This window comes from Vibrio sp. B172a, assembly GCF_030248355.1.
Classification (GTDB): Bacteria; Pseudomonadota; Gammaproteobacteria; order Enterobacterales; family Vibrionaceae; genus Vibrio; species Vibrio owensii.
In genome coordinates this window covers 61,625-78,504 of sequence record NZ_JAHGAC010000006.1, presented here as the reverse complement: position 1 = coordinate 78,504, position 16,880 = coordinate 61,625, and the positions used below count along the sequence as shown (strand labels likewise).

Annotated in this window: 15 protein-coding genes; 2 read left to right on the top strand and 13 right to left on the bottom strand. The window is 46.7% G+C overall.

Annotated elements, in window-relative coordinates:
- The first annotated feature begins 336 nt into the window (after nt 1-336).
- Complete coding sequence (glyA, locus tag KIT90_RS07745) at nt 337-1,587, top strand: serine hydroxymethyltransferase (RefSeq protein WP_005440106.1); 1,251 nt, start codon at nt 337-339, stop codon at nt 1,585-1,587.
- Nucleotides 1,588-2,104: 517 nt separating this feature from the next.
- On the opposite strand, the gene lipA is transcribed toward glyA, so the two are convergent.
- From lipA to leuS, 12 genes are all read right to left on the bottom strand, one after another.
- Complete coding sequence (lipA, locus tag KIT90_RS07740) at nt 2,105-3,070, bottom strand: lipoyl synthase (protein ID WP_005438574.1); 966 nt, start codon at nt 3,068-3,070, stop codon at nt 2,105-2,107.
- Entirely contained in the window at nt 3,067-3,729 is a 663-nt protein-coding gene (gene lipB, locus KIT90_RS07735; protein WP_005438575.1) for a lipoyl(octanoyl) transferase LipB, read from the bottom strand. The genes lipA and lipB overlap by 4 nt, the downstream gene beginning before the upstream one ends.
- Before the next feature lie 176 nt (nt 3,730-3,905).
- Nucleotides 3,906-4,184 (bottom strand): DUF493 family protein YbeD, encoded by a 279-nt coding sequence (gene ybeD / locus KIT90_RS07730; protein ID WP_005384135.1) that lies wholly within the window; start codon nt 4,182-4,184, stop codon nt 3,906-3,908.
- A 126-nt stretch (nt 4,185-4,310) separates the two neighbouring features.
- Nucleotides 4,311-5,489 (bottom strand): serine hydrolase, encoded by a 1,179-nt coding sequence (locus KIT90_RS07725; protein ID WP_005438576.1) that lies wholly within the window; start codon nt 5,487-5,489, stop codon nt 4,311-4,313.
- A 92-nt stretch (nt 5,490-5,581) separates the two neighbouring features.
- Nucleotides 5,582-6,385, bottom strand: a complete 804-nt coding sequence (locus tag KIT90_RS07720) for a septal ring lytic transglycosylase RlpA family protein (RefSeq protein ID WP_009705646.1) — start codon at nt 6,383-6,385, stop codon at nt 5,582-5,584.
- A gap of 3 nt (nt 6,386-6,388) precedes the next feature.
- Nucleotides 6,389-7,510: a rod shape-determining protein RodA gene (gene rodA, locus KIT90_RS07715; RefSeq protein ID WP_020196475.1), complete on the bottom strand. Its 1,122-nt coding sequence runs from the start codon at nt 7,508-7,510 to the stop codon at nt 6,389-6,391.
- Nucleotides 7,510-9,435, bottom strand: coding sequence for a penicillin-binding protein 2 (mrdA, locus tag KIT90_RS07710; RefSeq protein ID WP_020196476.1), 1,926 nt, complete (start codon nt 9,433-9,435; stop codon nt 7,510-7,512). The genes rodA and mrdA overlap by 1 nt, the downstream gene beginning before the upstream one ends.
- Nucleotides 9,436-9,464: 29 nt before the next feature.
- Nucleotides 9,465-9,935 carry a 23S rRNA (pseudouridine(1915)-N(3))-methyltransferase RlmH gene (rlmH, locus tag KIT90_RS07705; protein WP_005447517.1) on the bottom strand — a complete coding sequence of 157 codons (471 nt, stop codon included), beginning with the start codon at nt 9,933-9,935 and terminating at the stop codon, nt 9,465-9,467.
- A 4-nt stretch (nt 9,936-9,939) separates the two neighbouring features.
- Nucleotides 9,940-10,257, bottom strand: a complete 318-nt coding sequence (rsfS, locus tag KIT90_RS07700; protein WP_005425840.1) for a ribosome silencing factor — start codon at nt 10,255-10,257, stop codon at nt 9,940-9,942.
- 90 nt (nt 10,258-10,347) lie between these two features.
- Nucleotides 10,348-11,367: a DNA polymerase III subunit delta gene (gene holA / locus KIT90_RS07695; RefSeq protein WP_285376080.1), complete on the bottom strand. Its 1,020-nt coding sequence runs from the start codon at nt 11,365-11,367 to the stop codon at nt 10,348-10,350.
- Nucleotides 11,368-11,372: 5 nt separating this feature from the next.
- Entirely contained in the window at nt 11,373-11,930 is a 558-nt protein-coding gene (lptE, locus tag KIT90_RS07690; protein ID WP_054824351.1) for an LPS assembly lipoprotein LptE, read from the bottom strand.
- 172 nt (nt 11,931-12,102) lie between these two features.
- Nucleotides 12,103-14,676: a leucine--tRNA ligase gene (gene leuS / locus KIT90_RS07685; RefSeq protein WP_122068047.1), complete on the bottom strand. Its 2,574-nt coding sequence runs from the start codon at nt 14,674-14,676 to the stop codon at nt 12,103-12,105.
- A gap of 155 nt (nt 14,677-14,831) precedes the next feature.
- Here leuS and KIT90_RS07680 point away from each other — a divergent pair, with 155 nt between their 5' ends.
- The gene (locus tag KIT90_RS07680; protein ID WP_005438586.1) at nt 14,832-15,302 is read left to right on the top strand and encodes a zinc ribbon-containing protein; all 471 of its coding nucleotides are present in this window, start codon (nt 14,832-14,834) and stop codon (nt 15,300-15,302) included.
- Between the two features lie 51 nt (nt 15,303-15,353).
- Here the strand turns inward: KIT90_RS07680 and lnt are convergent, their stop codons facing one another.
- Nucleotides 15,354-16,874: an apolipoprotein N-acyltransferase gene (gene lnt, locus KIT90_RS07675; protein WP_027726720.1), complete on the bottom strand. Its 1,521-nt coding sequence runs from the start codon at nt 16,872-16,874 to the stop codon at nt 15,354-15,356.
- Nucleotides 16,875-16,880 lie beyond the last annotated feature (6 nt).

Here is a 16,880-nt window from a genome sequence, read left to right as displayed (position 1 = left end):
TCGTTAATGATAAATAGGGCGTGCATAGTAGTAAAAAGATGATCTTTTCGGTAGCTAGAGGGTAAAATTTGCGGTAAACCTATGTAATTGTTGTTTTACAGGGTGTAAAGCACAAATTTGACAGTTAGTGGATCTTGGTTAAACGATTGCAACATCGCCATGATAATCCTTACTTGTCATCATGAAAAAACTGCATGAGAAAAATTGTAAATTTCTCTTTATGACCTAGATCAAATTATGTAGAATGCGCGCCATTACGGTGACGAAAACGTTTGCGTTAGGTCATTCGTCGGTTTTTTTGCAACTTTCAGTACTAATCTGAGTCAGGAGATACAGATGCTTAAGCGTGATATGAACATCGCAGATTACGATGCGGAACTGTTCGCAGCTATCCAGGAAGAAACACTTCGCCAGGAAGAACACATTGAACTTATCGCTTCTGAAAACTACACAAGTCCACGTGTAATGGAAGCACAAGGTTCTCAGCTAACGAACAAATACGCTGAAGGCTACCCAGGCAAGCGTTACTACGGCGGTTGTGAGTACGTAGATAAAGCTGAAGCACTAGCAATTGATCGTGCATGCCAACTATTCGGCTGTGAGTACGCGAACGTACAGCCTCACTCAGGTTCTCAAGCAAACAGCGCAGTTTACATGGCGCTTCTAAACCCAGGCGACACAGTTCTAGGTATGAGCTTAGCGCACGGTGGTCACCTAACTCACGGTTCACCAGTAAACTTCTCTGGTAAGCACTACAACGTTATTCCTTACGGTATCGACGAAGCAGGTCAAATTAACTACGACGAGATGGAACAGCTAGCGCTTGAGCACAAGCCTAAGATGATCATCGGTGGTTTCTCTGCTTACTCACAAATCGTTGATTGGAAACGCATGCGTGAAATCGCAGACAAAGTTGACGCTTACCTATTCGTAGACATGGCACACGTTGCTGGTCTAATCGCTGCAGGCGAGTACCCAACACCAGTTCCACACGCTCACGTAGTAACAACGACTACACACAAAACGCTAGCGGGTCCTCGTGGCGGTCTTATCCTTTCTAACGAAGGTGAAGAGCTGTACAAGAAGCTGAACTCAGCAGTATTCCCTGGCGGTCAAGGTGGTCCTCTAATGCACGTTATCGCTGGAAAAGCAGTAGCGTTCAAAGAAGCGATGGAACCTGAATTCAAAGCTTACCAAGCTAACGTAGTGAAAAACGCGAAAGCAATGGTTGGTCAATTCCAAGAGCGTGGCTACAAGATCGTTTCTAACGGTACTGAGAACCACCTATTCCTAGTTGACCTAATCGACAAAGACATCACTGGTAAAGATGCAGATGCAGCGCTAGGTGCAGCAAACATCACAGTAAACAAGAACTCTGTTCCAAACGACCCACGCAGCCCATTCGTAACGTCTGGTATCCGTGTAGGTACGCCAGCAATTACTCGTCGCGGCTTTACTGAAGATGACGCGAAAGAGCTAGCAAACTGGATGTGTGACGTTCTAGATAACATCGGCAACGAAGAAGTTATCGAAGCGACAAAACAGAAAGTTCTAGAAATCTGTAAGCGTCTACCAGTATACGCATAACATTTTTTGAAAATAACTCAGGCGAACTCGTTCTATTTCTGCGATTCGGTTTGATTATTTGATTGATGAAAGGTCCTCATTTGAGGGCCTTTTTGTTTTTCTAGCGTATGGAAATATCAGCTTAGAGTGTGTTTAAACGAGATTCCTGATATCGCCTAGGCTCTTCGGAATGGCGAGCTTTGGTTTCTGAGAGACAAGTTGTTATATGTGGACGCTTGAGAGTATTTGAGTGGAAAACGAAAGAGGTTATTAGGCTCTGAATATACTTTTGATTTGCTCAGGAGCCCAACGTCGTCATTCCCTACAAGCGAGGGACGAGCGGGATAGGGAATCTCTTGTTGTCACTGTTGTTTAGAGTGCGCTGAAATCTGATTCCTGATATCGCTTAGGCTTTTCGGAATGGCGCGCTATTGGTTTTGGGAAGCTGGTTCGTTATCGGAATGAGAGTGGTTTAGACTCACCAAATACAAAAAAGGTTGGCACTGAGCCAACCTTTCTTTTCAAAACAAGCGAGTGCTTATTTGATCTCGATACCTTGAGCCTGCATATCGGCATGGTAAGAAGAACGAACAAATGGACCACACGCTGCGTGAGTGAAGCCAAGCTCTAGTGCGATTTCTTTTAGCTCGTCAAACTCTGAAGGTGGAACGTAACGTTCTACTGGTAAGTGGTGACGGCTTGGCGCTAGGTACTGACCAAGAGTCAACATAGTTACGCCATGTGCACGAAGGTCTTTCAGTACTTCAACGATCTCTTCTTTGGTTTCACCAAGACCCATCATTAGACCTGATTTCGTCGGTACATTTGGATGCTGCTCTTTGAATTTTTGCAGCAATTGAAGTGACCACTTGTAGTTCGCGCCAGGGCGAGCTTTACGGTACAGACGAGGTGCTGTTTCTAGGTTGTGGTTGAAGACATCTGGCGGGTTGTCTTTCATTAGATCAAGTGCTACATCCATACGACCACGGAAGTCAGGAACCAGTGTTTCAATCTTGATGTGCGGGTTCAGCTCGCGGATTTCACGGTTACAGTTGGCAAAGTGCTCTGCACCGCCATCACGCAAATCATCACGGTCAACAGAAGTGATTACTACGTACTTCAGTTTCATGTCTGCGATGGTTTTCGCTAGTTTCTTCGGCTCTTCAGCTTCAACAGCAAGCGGACGACCATGGGCAACGTCACAGAATGGACAGCGGCGGGTACAGATCGCGCCTAGGATCATGAAAGTGGCCGTACCGTGGTTAAAACATTCAGCTAGGTTAGGGCAAGATGCTTCTTCACATACTGAGTGAAGGTTGTTCTTACGCATTGCTGATTTGATGTCTTGAATACGTTGGCTGTCTGCTGGTAGCTTGATTTTCATCCAATCAGGCTTACGTAGCACTTCTTTCTGCTCTGTAGGCATGTTCTTTACGGGAATCAATGCCATCTTGTCGGCGTCGCGGTATTTAACGCCTTTTTCCATCTGGATTGGTTTGCTCATGCTTTGTTACCTTGAGAAGGTGCTTCTGTGCTGAATTCTACTTGCTCGTAATCAAGCAAAGTAACGAGTTCTTGTATTAGTTGTTTTTCCACGGCTTCGATGTCTTCTGGCCCACCAACTTGGCTAACCTGAACCATCTCCATTCCTTCATAGCCACATGGGTTTATACGTAAAAATGGACCTAAGTCCATATTGACGTTCAACGCTAGGCCATGGAATGAGCATCCTTTTCGAATGCGAAGTCCGAGAGAACATATTTTTTTACCGTCGACATAAACGCCCGGAGCGTCAGGTCGCGCAGCAGAATCGATATTGTATGCCTTAAGAGTGTTAATAACGAGGTTCTCGATGTGCGTAACGAGATCTCGCACTCCTAATTTCTTGCGACGTAGGTTGATCAAGAAGTACGCGACTAATTGACCCGGGCCATGATAAGTCACCTGACCACCACGATCGCTTTGAACAACAGGAATGTCACCCGTATTAATCAGGTGCTCGGCTTTACCCGCCTGACCCTGTGTGAATACTGGGTTGTGCTCTACCAACCAAACTTCATCAGGCGTGTCGTCTGTGCGTTGGTCAGTGAACTCATGCATCGCCTTCCATACAGGCTCATAATCTTGGCGTCCAAGTCGTTTCACAACAAGTTGGTGTTGCATGGGAATTCCTGTCGCTAATAAATAAAGTTTTTGGATTATAAACCGGATGAACCCGATGCTCTACAGCTGAGTAACAGATTTTTAACTGAAAGATGAGTTGGTTTGCATTATCTATATGATAAATAAAAAGAAAGCAGCCGAAGCTGCTTTCAAAAAAAATTTAATTTATCAAAAAATTATAGAACCATGCGTACGATGTCGATTTCACCCAGTTCTTTGTAAAGGGTTTCAACCTGCTCGATAGACGTTGCAGTGATGTTGATAGACACCGAGTGGTAGTTGCCCTTAGCACTTGGTTTTACTGTTGGGCTGTAGTCACCTGGAGCATGGCGCTGGATAACTTCTAGAACTAGCTCTGGAAGCTCAGGCTTTGCATGACCCATTACCTTGTATGTAAATGAACAAGGGAACTCAAGCAGGTCTTTCAATTTTGCATCAGAGTTGATGGTTAGCATATCGGTAACTCCAGTTGGTATTCGTTGCGGTGCGAAATAGTACAGTCAAATTAGGGTGAACTCAAGATTAACAAAGCCGCCCTAGTTGGCGGCTTTGCAGACTTGTTTGTTGGTCAGAAGCGACTGTTAGAAGAAGCTCTTAAACAACAATACGATGTAGTCCCACATGCGGCTAAATAGGCTGCCTTGGTCTACTGTTTCCAGTGCCATTAGTGGGTACTCAGCAATATCTTCACCATCAATCTGATAGTATAGCTTACCAACTACATCACCTTTCTTAATTGGGGCTTCTAGCTCTTTTTCAAGTACGAAGCTTGCTTTTAGGTTCTTCGCTTCACCGCGAGGCAGCGTCACGTAAGTATCTTGGTCAAGACCCAGTGCTACTGTGTCTTTGTTACCCATCCATACTTTTTCTTCTACGAAGGTTTCACCCGCTTTGTGTGGTGCTACTGTTTCGAAGAAGCGGAAACCGTAGCTCAGTAGCTTTTTGCTTTCTGATTTACGTGCGTTTGCATCTTTTGTACCCATTACAACAGCAACCAGACGCATCTGACCTTCTGTTGCTGAACTTACTAGGCTGTAACCTGCATTGCTCGTGTGACCTGTTTTGATGCCGTCAACGTTCATGCTCTTATCCCACAGTAGACCGTTACGGTTGTACTGAGTGATGCCGTTGTAAGTGAACTTCTTATCTGAGTAGATACGGTACTCGTCTGGTACGTCACGGATCAGTGCTTTACCAAGTAGCGCCATATCGTAAGGCGTTGAATATAGGTTCGGGTTGTCTAGACCGTGAACGTTTGCGAAGTGCGTGTTCTTCATGCCTAGTGTGTTTGCCCATGCGTTCATTAGATCAACGAATGCGTCTTCTGAGCCAGCAATGTGTTCTGCCATTGCTACACAAGCATCGTTACCCGATTGGATGATGATGCCGCGGTTTAGGTCGTGAACCTTAACCGTTGTGCCTACTTCGATGAACATTTTTGAAGAATCAGGGAAGTTTTTCGCCCAAGCATTCTTGCTGATGGTCACATCATCGTCTTCTGAAATATTACCACGCGCTAGCTCTTGGCCAATTACGTAGCTGGTCATCATTTTTGTCAGACTAGCAGGAGACAATTTTGTGTTCATCTCTTTCTCAGCCAGAACTTTACCTGAGTTGTAATCCATAAGGACATAGCCTTTAGCTGCGATTTGAGGCGCATCTGGGACAACAACTGGTGAAGCAAAAGCAGATTGAGCGATGGTTGCAGATAGGGCAACCGAAGAAACGAGAATAGATTTCACAAACTTATTTTTATTCATGGTAATTCAAATTTTTTGGTTAACTGTCGACATCTTACCAGAATCCCCACTTATGTAAGAGGGGCTCTGCATAGAAAATCATGACACCAAGGTCATTTGCCAGTTTTGTGTTTTTTAATAAATGCGGACGAATAGCCGAGCAACTTTACTTTATCCAGAGTGGCTTGCGTCAGGGAATAGTCAGTATATGGACCCAACAACAAGCGATACGTATCTTTCGTTGATTCCAAGAAAGTTTCCGTATCCAGCTTTTGACCAAGCTCTTGGCCTAAAGTTCGCGCTCGATCTTCATATTTTGAAGAAGCAACTTGGATGACATATCTCGGGTGCGCAGCGAGTGACTTTTCATCGGTTGGTTTGTCTACCGTGATGACTTCAATCTCTACGTTCGCAGTACCGGTTTTTACGACATCTAGCTTATGTGCCGCGGCGTAGCTCAAATCAATGATGCGACCTTCGTGGAAAGGGCCACGGTCATTAACACGTACAACGGTTGATTTGCCATTGTCGGTATTAGTTACTTTCACGTAGCTTGGCAGTGGCAGCGTTTTGTGTGCCGCTGTCATCGAATACATGTCGTAGATTTCACCGTTCGATGTTAAGTGGCCTTGGAATTTCTTGCCGTACCAAGAGGCACGGCCTTTTTCTGTAAAGCCTTTCGCATCACGAACGATTTTGTAATCCGAACCGCGTAGGTTGTAATCGCTGTTACCGCCTAAGCTGTACGGCTCATATTTAGGATGCGCATCCTCAATGTGCTCGACCGAAAGTGGTTTGTCAGGAGCCACGTCGGATTCAAGTTCATAACGGCCGTCTTGCTTTTTTTGGTCGGTAGAAGAACAGCCGGCCAAAATCACAGCAGAGAAGACTAAGGAATATAAAGCGCGTTTTTGCATGGTCTAGGTTGCCTTAGAGAATGCTTTTCGATGCGTATGGATCGACATTAGAATGCCAAAACCAGCCATCAGCGTCACCATTGAGGTACCACCATAGCTGATCAACGGTAAAGGTACGCCTACTACAGGTAGGATGCCACTCACCATGCCGATATTTACAAAAATATACACAAAGAAGCTGAGTACAATACTGCCTGCCATCATTCGACCAAACGCAGTTTGCGCTTGGCTCGCGAGGTAGAGACCTCGGCCAATAATAAATAGATAGATGGTTAGTAGGCAAAGAAATCCAATCATACCCCATTCTTCTGCAATTACTGCAAAGATAAAGTCAGTGTGTCGCTCTGGAAGGAATTCCAGTTGTGATTGAGTACCTTGCAACCAACCTTTGCCGGAAATACCACCAGAGCCAATCGCGATTTTACTTTGGATAATGTGGTAGCCCGCACCAAGCGGATCTGATTCTGGGTTAAACAGAGTACGTACGCGAACTTTTTGGTATTCGCGCATCAAGAAGAACCACAGAATAGGAATGAAACCACCGAGTGCGATTGCAGCGCCCGCAATGATCTTCCAGCTGATACCTGCCAAGAAAATAACGAAAATACCGGAAGCAGCAATCAGAATCGACGTACCTAAATCAGGCTGTTTTGCGATAAGAATGGTCGGTAAGCAGACCATAATTAGCGCGACGATGAGTGTTTTGAATGTCGGCGGAAGTGGTTGGCGGCCGATGTAACGCGCGACCATTAATGGCACCGCGAGTTTGAGAAGTTCGGAAGGTTGGAATCGAACGAAGCCAAGGTTCAGCCAGCGCTGAGCACCTTTGGAGGCTTCCCCAAAAAACAGCACACCAAACAGCAGAACCACACCACCAACGAACATCAATGGGGCAAGGCTTTCATAGGTTCTGGGCGAGATTTGCGCCAGAACGATCATCACAACCAAAGACAGCACCATACGCATAGCTTGGCGATCCATCATCGCCAAGCTTTGGCCACTTGCGCTGTACATAATAACTAGGCCAAAGCCCATCAATGCAAAGATGCCGAGCAATAACGGCAAGTCGATATGGAAGCGTTCAAACAGGGCGCGGTTTTTACCTGTAGAGGGATCCATTTTCATTACTGCGTTACCTCTTCTTTCGCGTTGTTTTGCTCTTCATCAGGTTCTATTTTTTCAGGGCCGATAATCACTCGGTCGAAGATCTTTCTCGCGACTGGCGCACCATTACTAGAGCCACCACCGGCGTTTTCTAGTACAACTGATACCACAACTTCGGGGTCTTCAAATGGGGCAAAGCCAGTGAACAAGGCGTGGTCGCGTAAGTGTTCTGCGACTTCATCTGCGTTGTACTCTTCGTCTTCGCCAAGGCCAAATACCTGAGCCGTACCAGACTTACCTGCGGTTTGATAATCCATGTTGTAGAAAGAGCGGCGAGCGGTGCCTTTCGTGCCATGGTTTACTAAACGCATGCCTTCTTTCGCCATATTCCAGTACTTGTCTGGGACATTTTGAATCGGTGGGTAGGTGACGTATTCTGAATTTTCTTGCTCTTCGAAATCACCGCCGTTATCTATGGTGGCTTTCAATAAGTGAGGAGCGGTCACAGCGCCTTCGTTGACCAGTACTGAGGTTGCTTTGGCAATCTGCATTGGCGTTGCTGTCCAGTAACCTTGACCAATACCAACCGGAATCGTGTCACCCTTGTACCAAGGCGTTTTATGACGAGCCATCTTCCACTCACGAGTCGGCATGTTGGCCTTACTTTCTTCGTAAATATCGATGCCTGTGTAGTCACCAAAACCAAACATCATCATCCAATTCGAGATGCGGTCGATGCCCATGTCATAAGCCACTTGGTAGAAGAAGGTATCTACGGACTCTTCAATCGATTTAATGATATCAACGCGTCCATGGCCCCAACGTAACCAGTCACGGAATGGACGAGTGTCTGAATTTGGAATGCGCCAGTAACCCGGGTCATTACGCGTTGTTTTTGGTGTGATAACACCTTCTTCCAGCGCTGCCACTGCCATAAATGGCTTGATGGTTGAGGCTGGTGGATAGATACCTAGCGTCGTTCGGTTTACCAACGGACGATTCTTATCGTTCAGTAGGGCGCGGTATGCTTTGCCAGAAATACCGTGAACGAAAGCGTTCGGGTCGTAACTTGGGCTCGACACCATCGCAAGTACGCCGTTGTCTCTTGGATCAAGTACGACAGCGCTGCCACGTCGACCATCAAGTAGTTGGTGTACGTAGAGCTGTAGGTTGATATCAAGGTTCAATACGATGTCTTTACCCGGGATCGGTGGTACGTACTTTAAGGTGCGGATCACGCGGCCACGACTGTTGACTTCAACTTCTTGATAGCCCGCAGTCCCGTGCAATAAATCCTCGTAGTACTTTTCAATACCTAACTTACCGATGTCACGAGTCGCTTGGTAGTTGGCATCTTTCTCTTCACGGATCAGACGCTGCATATCGCGGTCGTTAATGCGCGATACGTAGCCGATAACGTGGGTAAGAACTTCACTGAATGGATAATAGCGTTTCAGTGTTGCGCTGATTTCCACACCTGGGAATCGGTATTGATTTACCGAGAAGATAGCCACTTGGCTTTCATCTAATTGAGTCAGTAATGGTACCGATTTGAAGCGGCGAGTACGCTTGCGCTCACGATGAAAACGCTCGACCTGTTCTGGCGTGATCTCAAGGATGGTTTGTAGCTCTTTGATCGTACCGTCAATGTCTTTGATTTTTTCTGGAGTCAGTTCCAGGTTGAAGACAGGGCGGTTTTCAGCGAGCAAAATACCGTTGCGGTCATAGATAAGACCACGGTTAGGTGCAATTGGCACCACTTTGATGCGGTTGTCGTTAGAACGGGTTTGGTAGTCTTGGAACTGGTTCACCTGAATGTTGTACATGTTGGCGACCAGCAAGCCCATCAAAATGACGATACCCAGAAAAGCAAAAATAGCGCGACTAGAAAATAGGCGCGCTTCTGCTTGGTAATCTCGAATTTGACTGCGGCGTTTACGAATCATTAACGCTTGTCTCTACAGCTTAGTAGCGATTATTCGCGGTGGTAAGGGTGGTTAGCAGTAATGCTCCACGCTCGGTATAAACTTTCCGCCATCACGATACGCACAAGTGGGTGCGGTAGCGTCAGGGCTGACAGTGACCAACTTTGGTCTGCAGCGGCTTTACATGCTGGAGCTAAACCTTCAGGGCCACCGATCAGAATCGATACGTCACGTCCATCGAGTTTCCACGCTTCCAATTGCTCTGCCAGTTGCGGGGTGTCCCACTTTTTGCCCGGGATATCTAAGGTGACAATACGCGCACCTTTCGGCACGGCTGCCAACATCGCTTCGCCTTCTTTTTGCAAGATACGCGCGATGTCTGCGTTTTTGCCGCGTTTGCCCGCAGGGATTTCAACCAACTCAAGTGGCATATCATGTGGGAAACGACGACGGTATTCTTGAAAACCTTCTTCGACCCATTTTGGCATTTTTGTGCCGACGGCAATTAGTTGAATTTTCAAACGATTAACCCCAGAGTTTTTCTAGTTGGTATAGCTCGCGGTGCTCTTCTTGCATCACGTGAAGCATTGCGTCACCCATATCTAGGACAACCCATTCGCCTTCATTTTCGCCTTCCATACCTAGCGGCTCTAGACCTGCTTTCTTCACTTCAGATGCGACGTGATCAGCGATAGATGAAACGTGACGCTTAGACGTACCAGTACAAATGATCATGTAATCTGTCACGCTTGATTTGCCTTCTACATCTAGAATAACAATCTCTTCCGCTTTCATGTCGTCGGCTTTATCGGCTAAAAAGTCTTTAAGTTCTTCGCGAAGCACTCGGTTTTCCTCGGTATTTTCTTTTCTGTCTGTGGGCGTTTTGAATAATGGTTATCAAAACTGGTCGCGCACTATATCACGCTTTGAATTTTAAATTGCCAGCTTAATATCAGGAGAGCAGGTTTCTAAGCTCAACTGGTGGATCGTTGGCCACACAGATTCATCATATTGGGTTTTGGCTTTTATCTCGGCGTGCGCCAAAAGAGATAAAAGTGCACATATTCGTGAGGCTGACAGACGAGTCAGCGCAGCATTGTAGAGTGGACGTTTGTTTTGCCACACTCGATGCTTTTCAAACACCTGACTCATGCCCATTTGGGTCAAGTCGTGGTGCATATTCAGTAGTTGGTTGAACTCTTTTTGGATGCTACGGATCAGAATAACGGTTTCTACGCCTTCTGCTTCCAGTTGGCGCAGAATGCGTTGGGCACGGTTGCCTTTGCCAGCAAGTAGAGCATCAATCCAGTGGAACGTTGTAAAGTGGTTATGGCGGCTCAGAGCCTCTTCTAAGCGTACAACGGTCAGTTCACCATCAGGATAGAGTAGAGCAAGTTTCTCTAAACTTTGCGATAGCGCGAACAAATTACCTTCGTGCCACTGTGCCAACATTTGCAGTGATTGTTGATCAGCGTTTAGCCCTAAAGCTCGGCATCGTGCTTGCACGAACATTGGTAGACGCTGTAAATCCGGCGTTAAGCAGCTTACCCAATCGCCTTTGCCGCTCAGAGCTTTAAACCACTTTGCATTCTCTTGCGCTTTGGTCAGCTTGCTACCCACAACCACAAGCATGATGTCGTCGTGCAGCATTTCGCATAGGTTGACCAGCTCTTTACTGATCGCTGCGTTAACTCCTGCCTCTGGCAGCTCCAGTTCAATGAGCTGACGGCTAGAGAATAGGCTTAGCGCTTGGAAGCAGTCGTACACTTGATTCCAATCTAAGCTGACATCGACAGCAAAACGATGTCTTTCTTCAAAGCCTTGTTGACGAGCCATGTTTTGGATCGTTTGACGGCTTTCTTGAATCAACAGAGGTTCATTACCAAAGATCAGGTAAACCTGCTTAATGTGTTTCGCTAGATGGTCAGCCAGCTTGTCGGCAAAAATTCGCATTCTGATTAAGAGTTTGTGTTCGTAGAGTTAGCGTTTGTCGCTTCTGGAGTAATGTGGCCTTGTTCGTATTCCGCTCGAACACGACCAAGCTGGCGCATCATTTGGCTCGCCGCTTGTTGACGCATTTCGTCTTCGATAACGTCACGTTCTACCGATTTTGCTAGTGCAGTTAGCGGGTTGTCTAGGTAGTTACGGTTTACCGTTGTCGTAAAGTCTTTTGCGCCGAAGCCTGGAATAGTCACGCGGTATTTCACTACGTAAGTCAGTTCTTTTTCTGCCGCACGGCTGTTTTGGTACAGAGATAGCGTGCGCTCGTCGATGGTTGCTTCAATGAGATGCAGGTTTGGTGTGTTCGAAGATGGTTGAACCAAGTCGACTTTATTCAATTCAAGTTGATCGCGGATGTAGCGCGTAAGTGGGCTGTATTCGTCGTAGCTCGTGAAAGACATTGTGTGCAGTTCTTCCGGAACGGAGTACTCACCACGAAGGTGAAAACCACAGGCAGAAAGAAGCCCCGCTAATACCAATACCACTGGTAGTTTAATCAAAGAGAAAAAGCGCATTGATTGTATTCATCCTAAATTGAAGAGGTTATTTACCTTAAACCACTCGACGTGAATGGTTTGAGGTAAATAAACAGGGTGATGACTCACCCTGTTAAAAAGACTCATGCCGAACGAATAAGTTCGCTCGGCGTTGAGTTTTTGCAAGCTGCGTTTCGTTAATAGCGATCGGCTAGTTTGCAACGATGTTCAATAGTTTACCTGGTACGTAAATGACTTTACGGATAGTTAGGCCATCTAGGAACTTCTTCGCGTTCTCATCGTTTAGACCAAGCTCACGAACTTGCTCTTCTGAAGCGTCAGCAGCAACAATTAGTTTCGCACGTAGCTTACCGTTGATCATTACAACGATAGTCTTCTCGTCTTCAACCAGTGCTTTCTCGTCAAACGTTGGCCAAACTGCGTTATCGATGTCTGATTCACCTAGCGCAGTCCATAGCTCGTATGAGATGTGCGGAGTGATTGGGTAAAGCATTGCAACTACGGCTTTAAGTGCTTCATCAAGGATCGCACGATCTTGTGCTGACTCTTGAGGCGCTTTCGCAAGCTTGTTCATCAGTTCCATGATAGCGGCAATCGCAGTGTTGAATGTTTGACGACGAGCGATATCGTCAGTCACTTTTGCGATAGTCTTATGAACGTCGCGACGTAGCGCTTTTTGGTCACCAGAAAGTGCAGCTGTATCAACAGACTCAGCAGCGCCTTTTGAAGCGTGAGTGCGAACCAGCTTCCAAACACGTTTCAGGAAGCGGTTAGCACCTTCTACGCCAGACTCTTGCCACTCAAGTGTCATGTCTGCTGGTGAAGCAAACATCATGAATAGACGTACTGTGTCAGCACCGTACTTGTCTACCATCTCTTGTGGATCGATACCGTTATTCTTCGACTTAGACATCTTGATCATGCCTGAGTGTTCAACGTTGCGACCTTCGTTGTCCGTAGCAGAAGTGATGCGACCTTTACCGTCACGCTCAACTTTAACGTCAGTTGGAGCAACCCACTCTTTACCACCTTTCTCGTTCTCAAAGTAGAACGCGTCTGCTAGTACCATGCCTTGACACAGTAGTTGCTTGAACGGTTCGTCAGACGTTACGTAGCCCGCATCACGTAGCAGTTTGTGGAAGAAGCGAGAGTACAATAGGTGCATACAAGCGTGCTCGATACCACCGATGTACTGATCTACTGGTAGCCAGTAGTTTGCTTTTTCTGGATCTAGGATGTCGTCAGCTTGTGGTGAACAGTAACGTGCGTAGTACCAAGACGATTCCATGAACGTATCGAACGTATCTGTCTCACGTAGAGCAGGTTCGCCGTTGAAGGTTGTCTTCGCCCACTCTTTGTCTGCTTTGATTGGGCTTGTTACGCCGTCCATTACCACGTCTTCTGGAAGAATGACTGGTAGTTGGTCAGCTGGTACTGGGTGAACTTCACCGTCTTCAGTCGTTACCATAGGGATTGGCGCACCCCAGTAACGTTGACGAGATACACCCCAGTCACGTAGACGGAAGTTAACTGTCTTAGTGCCTTTGCCTTCTGCTTCTAGCTTCGCTGCGATTGCATCGAATGCTGCTTGGAATTCTAGGCCGTCAAATTCACCTGAATCGAACAGTACACCTTTCTCTGTGTATGCTGCTTCAGAAACGTCTAGCTCGCTGCCATCAACTGGCTTGATAACAGGCACGATATCTAGACCGTACTTAGTTGCGAATTCGAAGTCACGTTGGTCGTGCGCAGGTACTGCCATTACAGCGCCTGTACCGTAGTCCATCAATACGAAGTTTGCTACGTAAACAGGAACTTCACGGCCGTTCAATGGGTGAATAGCAGTAAGGCCTGTTGCCATACCTTTCTTCTCCATTGTCGCCAATTCAGCTTCTGCTACTTTAGTGTTCTTACACTCTTCGATGAACGCTGCCAGTTCTGGGTTGTTCTCTGCTGCGATAGCCGCTAGAGGGTGGCCTGCTGCGATACCAACGTAAGTCACACCCATTAGTGTGTCTGGTCGTGTTGTGTAAACTTCTAGGTCTTGTTGACCCTTAACTTCAAACTTAAGCTCAACACCTTCAGAACGACCGATCCAGTTGCGCTGCATGGTTTTAACCATTTCTGGCCAACCTTCAAGTTTGTCTAGATCGTCTAGCAGCTCTTGAGCGTATTCTGTGATCTTGATGAACCACTGAGGAATTTCTTTTTGCTCTACTGGAGTGTCACAACGCCAGCAGCAGCCGTCTTCAACCTGCTCGTTTGCAAGAACAGTTTGGTCGTTTGGACACCAGTTAACAGAAGAAGTCTTTTTGTAAACCAGACCTTTCTCGTAAAGCTTAGTGAAGAACTCTTGTTCCCAACGGTAGTACTCAGGTGTACATGTTGCGAATTCACGGTTCCAATCGTAACCAAAGCCAAGAAGCTTAAGTTGGTTCTTCATGTATTCGATGTTTTCGTAAGTCCAAGGTGCAGGCGCGGTGTTGTTTTTAACCGCTGCATTTTCTGCAGGTAGACCAAACGCATCCCAACCGATTGGTTGCATTACGTTTTTGCCTTGTAGGCGTTGGAAACGAGATACTACGTCACCGATGGTGTAGTTGCGCACGTGACCCATGTGCAGTCGGCCACTTGGGTATGGGAACATGGATAGACAGTAGAATTTTTCTTTGTTTGGGTCTTCACTTACAACAAAGGTCTTGTTGTCATCCCAGTGCTTTTGAACTTTCTGTTCAAGGTCTTGTGGATTGTATTGTTCTTGCATCGATGGTATCCGGTTATCTTGGAATTTGTGAGTTCGGTTAGAACAGACTTAAATAGATCGTCATAGAATACCTAAAGCTAGGGATCACAACAATAGCCAATCTATACCCATGCGCCTTGAAGTGACGCTTGGTAGTGGAAAGATGGAGGTCAGTTATGCCTAAACGTAAAGCAGGTTATGAGGAAATGCTCGAGGATGTGATTGAAACCTTGAAGCACAGTCCGGATGAAGTTAACAAAGTATTCGAAACGTCGGGCAAAGTGGTGGATGCTGCCAACGACATGACCAAAGACGAGCTCTCACTGATATCCGCTTATGTAAAAGCCGATTTAAAAGAGTTCTCCGACAACTATGAAGAAGGTAAGAGTGGGCCTTTCTATCTCACGATTGCTGATTCAATTTGGCAAGGTCTGCTCGATATTACCGACCGTACCAAAGTGGAATGGGTCGAGCTATTTGATGATTTGGAACATCAAGGGCTTTATGAAGCGGGTGAGGTGATTGGCCTTGGTACTTTAGTCTGTGACGAGTGTGGTCACAAGACGACATATAACCACCCAACTGTGATCATTCCATGTATCAAGTGCAACCACACAGGATTTAGCCGTCAGTCACTCAAGCCATAACATTTGTAGTCGAAAGAATAAAAAAGAGGCCCTAGAGCCTCTTTTTTGCGTTTATGACTTTTTCTTTCTTGGTAACCACCAAGCAAGCAGCAAACTCAGCGCCGACCAAATGTACAGCGGCCAAGTGCCGACAACACGGTATGGTGTTTGTCCATCAGTTGGAACAAGTTCTGCACGAAGTACGGCAGTTTCAAACTGAGGGATCTGTTCAATCACCTTGCCTTTGTGGTCTGTTACTGCGGTTACGCCATTGTTGGTAGAGCGAATAAGTGGCTTACCAAGCTCAAGGGCACGCATACGCGCGATTTCCATGTGTTGCAATGGACCAATCGAATGACCAAACCACGCGTCGTTGGACAGCGTTAGGATGAAATCAGTATCGTCAGTGACGTTTTGGCGTACTTGTTCGCTGAAGATGATCTCGTAGCACAGTGCTGGGTCCATATGCTTACCGTTCGCCACGATATTTGGCTGAACAAAGTCACCACGACTGAACGATGACATCGGTAAGTTGAAGAATGGTGCTAGTGGACGCAGTACATCTTCAAACGGAACAAACTCACCAAATGGTAATAGGTGGTGTTTGTGGTAGCGCTTATCCATATCAAAGCTGTAGTCGCCGTATGGATTCACACCCAGCGATAGAATACTGTTGTAGAACTGGCCGTCTTCACCTTGGTTCACGACACCGGTAATGATGGCGCTGTTGTTCATCTTCGCGGCAGCATCAATGTTTCTTAGGAAAGATGGTACTTCGATTTCAAACGCAGGAATGGCAGCCTCTGGCCATACAATGATGTCCGCATCCCAGTTTTCACGAGTCAGGTCTGCGTACTTCATGATGGTTGGCCAACGTTGGCTCGGTAACCATTTTAGATTTTGGTCAACGTTGCCTTGGATCAGAGCCACTTTGGTGGTGTCTTCAACACGAGGGGTTACCCAGTCGTATTGGCGAATACCAAAGCCCGCACTTAATAGCACCACAGGGATGACGATCATCAACCACTGTTTGTGAACCCAAGCGTAAGCGAGCGCACCGGCGCTGATCATTATAAATAACGTTAGAAGCTCTACACCACCAATAGGTGCGAAGCTTGCGAAAGGCGCGTCGATTTGGCTGTAGCCAAGCCATAGCCAAGGGAATCCTGTCATCACCCAGCCACGCAGCCAATCAGTAACGAGCCATAACGCGGGAGCTGCTAGAAGGGCTTTGCTTATCGTGAACTCAGGGAAGAACTTATTGCTGAGCCAAGCGAACAGGCCGGTATAAACCGACAGGTAAGCGATCAGTAGGCCCATTAGGAAGACGTTTGCAATCAGCGGCATACCGCCAAAGCCAGCAATGCTGACGTAAACCCAACTTACACCCGTAGCGAATTGTCCTAAACCCCATGCATAACCGATCCACAGCGCGCGCTTAGGTGACTGGTTTGCAAGAAGAATAAGTAGGATAGCAGGGCTGAGTATGGCGATTGGCCATAACTGGTAAGGGGCAAATGCTAGGGTAGTGGAGGCGCCAACAAAAGCGGCCACTAAGGGCCGCTTGAGGCGATGAAAGAGTACATTCATCATTATATT

Bases quoted from the DNA above. Each gene is read 5' to 3' on its own strand.
- lnt (WP_027726720.1), bottom strand. From the start codon at position 16,874: ATGATGAATGTACTCTTTCATCGCCTCAAGCGGCCCTTAGTGGCCGCT.
- KIT90_RS07725 (WP_005438576.1), bottom strand. From the start codon at position 5,489: ATGAATAAAAATAAGTTTGTGAAATCTATTCTCGTTTCTTCGGTTGCC.
- ybeD (WP_005384135.1), bottom strand. From the start codon at position 4,184: ATGCTAACCATCAACTCTGATGCAAAATTGAAAGACCTGCTTGAGTTC.
- lipA (WP_005438574.1), bottom strand. From the start codon at position 3,070: ATGAGCAAACCAATCCAGATGGAAAAAGGCGTTAAATACCGCGACGCC.
- KIT90_RS07680 (WP_005438586.1), top strand. From the start codon at position 14,832: ATGCCTAAACGTAAAGCAGGTTATGAGGAAATGCTCGAGGATGTGATT.
- lptE (WP_054824351.1), bottom strand. From the start codon at position 11,930: ATGCGCTTTTTCTCTTTGATTAAACTACCAGTGGTATTGGTATTAGCG.
- rodA (WP_020196475.1), bottom strand. From the start codon at position 7,510: ATGAAAATGGATCCCTCTACAGGTAAAAACCGCGCCCTGTTTGAACGC.
- KIT90_RS07720 (WP_009705646.1), bottom strand. From the start codon at position 6,385: ATGCAAAAACGCGCTTTATATTCCTTAGTCTTCTCTGCTGTGATTTTG.
- lipB (WP_005438575.1), bottom strand. From the start codon at position 3,729: ATGCAACACCAACTTGTTGTGAAACGACTTGGACGCCAAGATTATGAG.
- holA (WP_285376080.1), bottom strand. From the start codon at position 11,367: ATGCGAATTTTTGCCGACAAGCTGGCTGACCATCTAGCGAAACACATT.
- mrdA (WP_020196476.1), bottom strand. From the start codon at position 9,435: ATGATTCGTAAACGCCGCAGTCAAATTCGAGATTACCAAGCAGAAGCG.
- leuS (WP_122068047.1), bottom strand. From the start codon at position 14,676: ATGCAAGAACAATACAATCCACAAGACCTTGAACAGAAAGTTCAAAAG.
- glyA (WP_005440106.1), top strand. From the start codon at position 337: ATGCTTAAGCGTGATATGAACATCGCAGATTACGATGCGGAACTGTTC.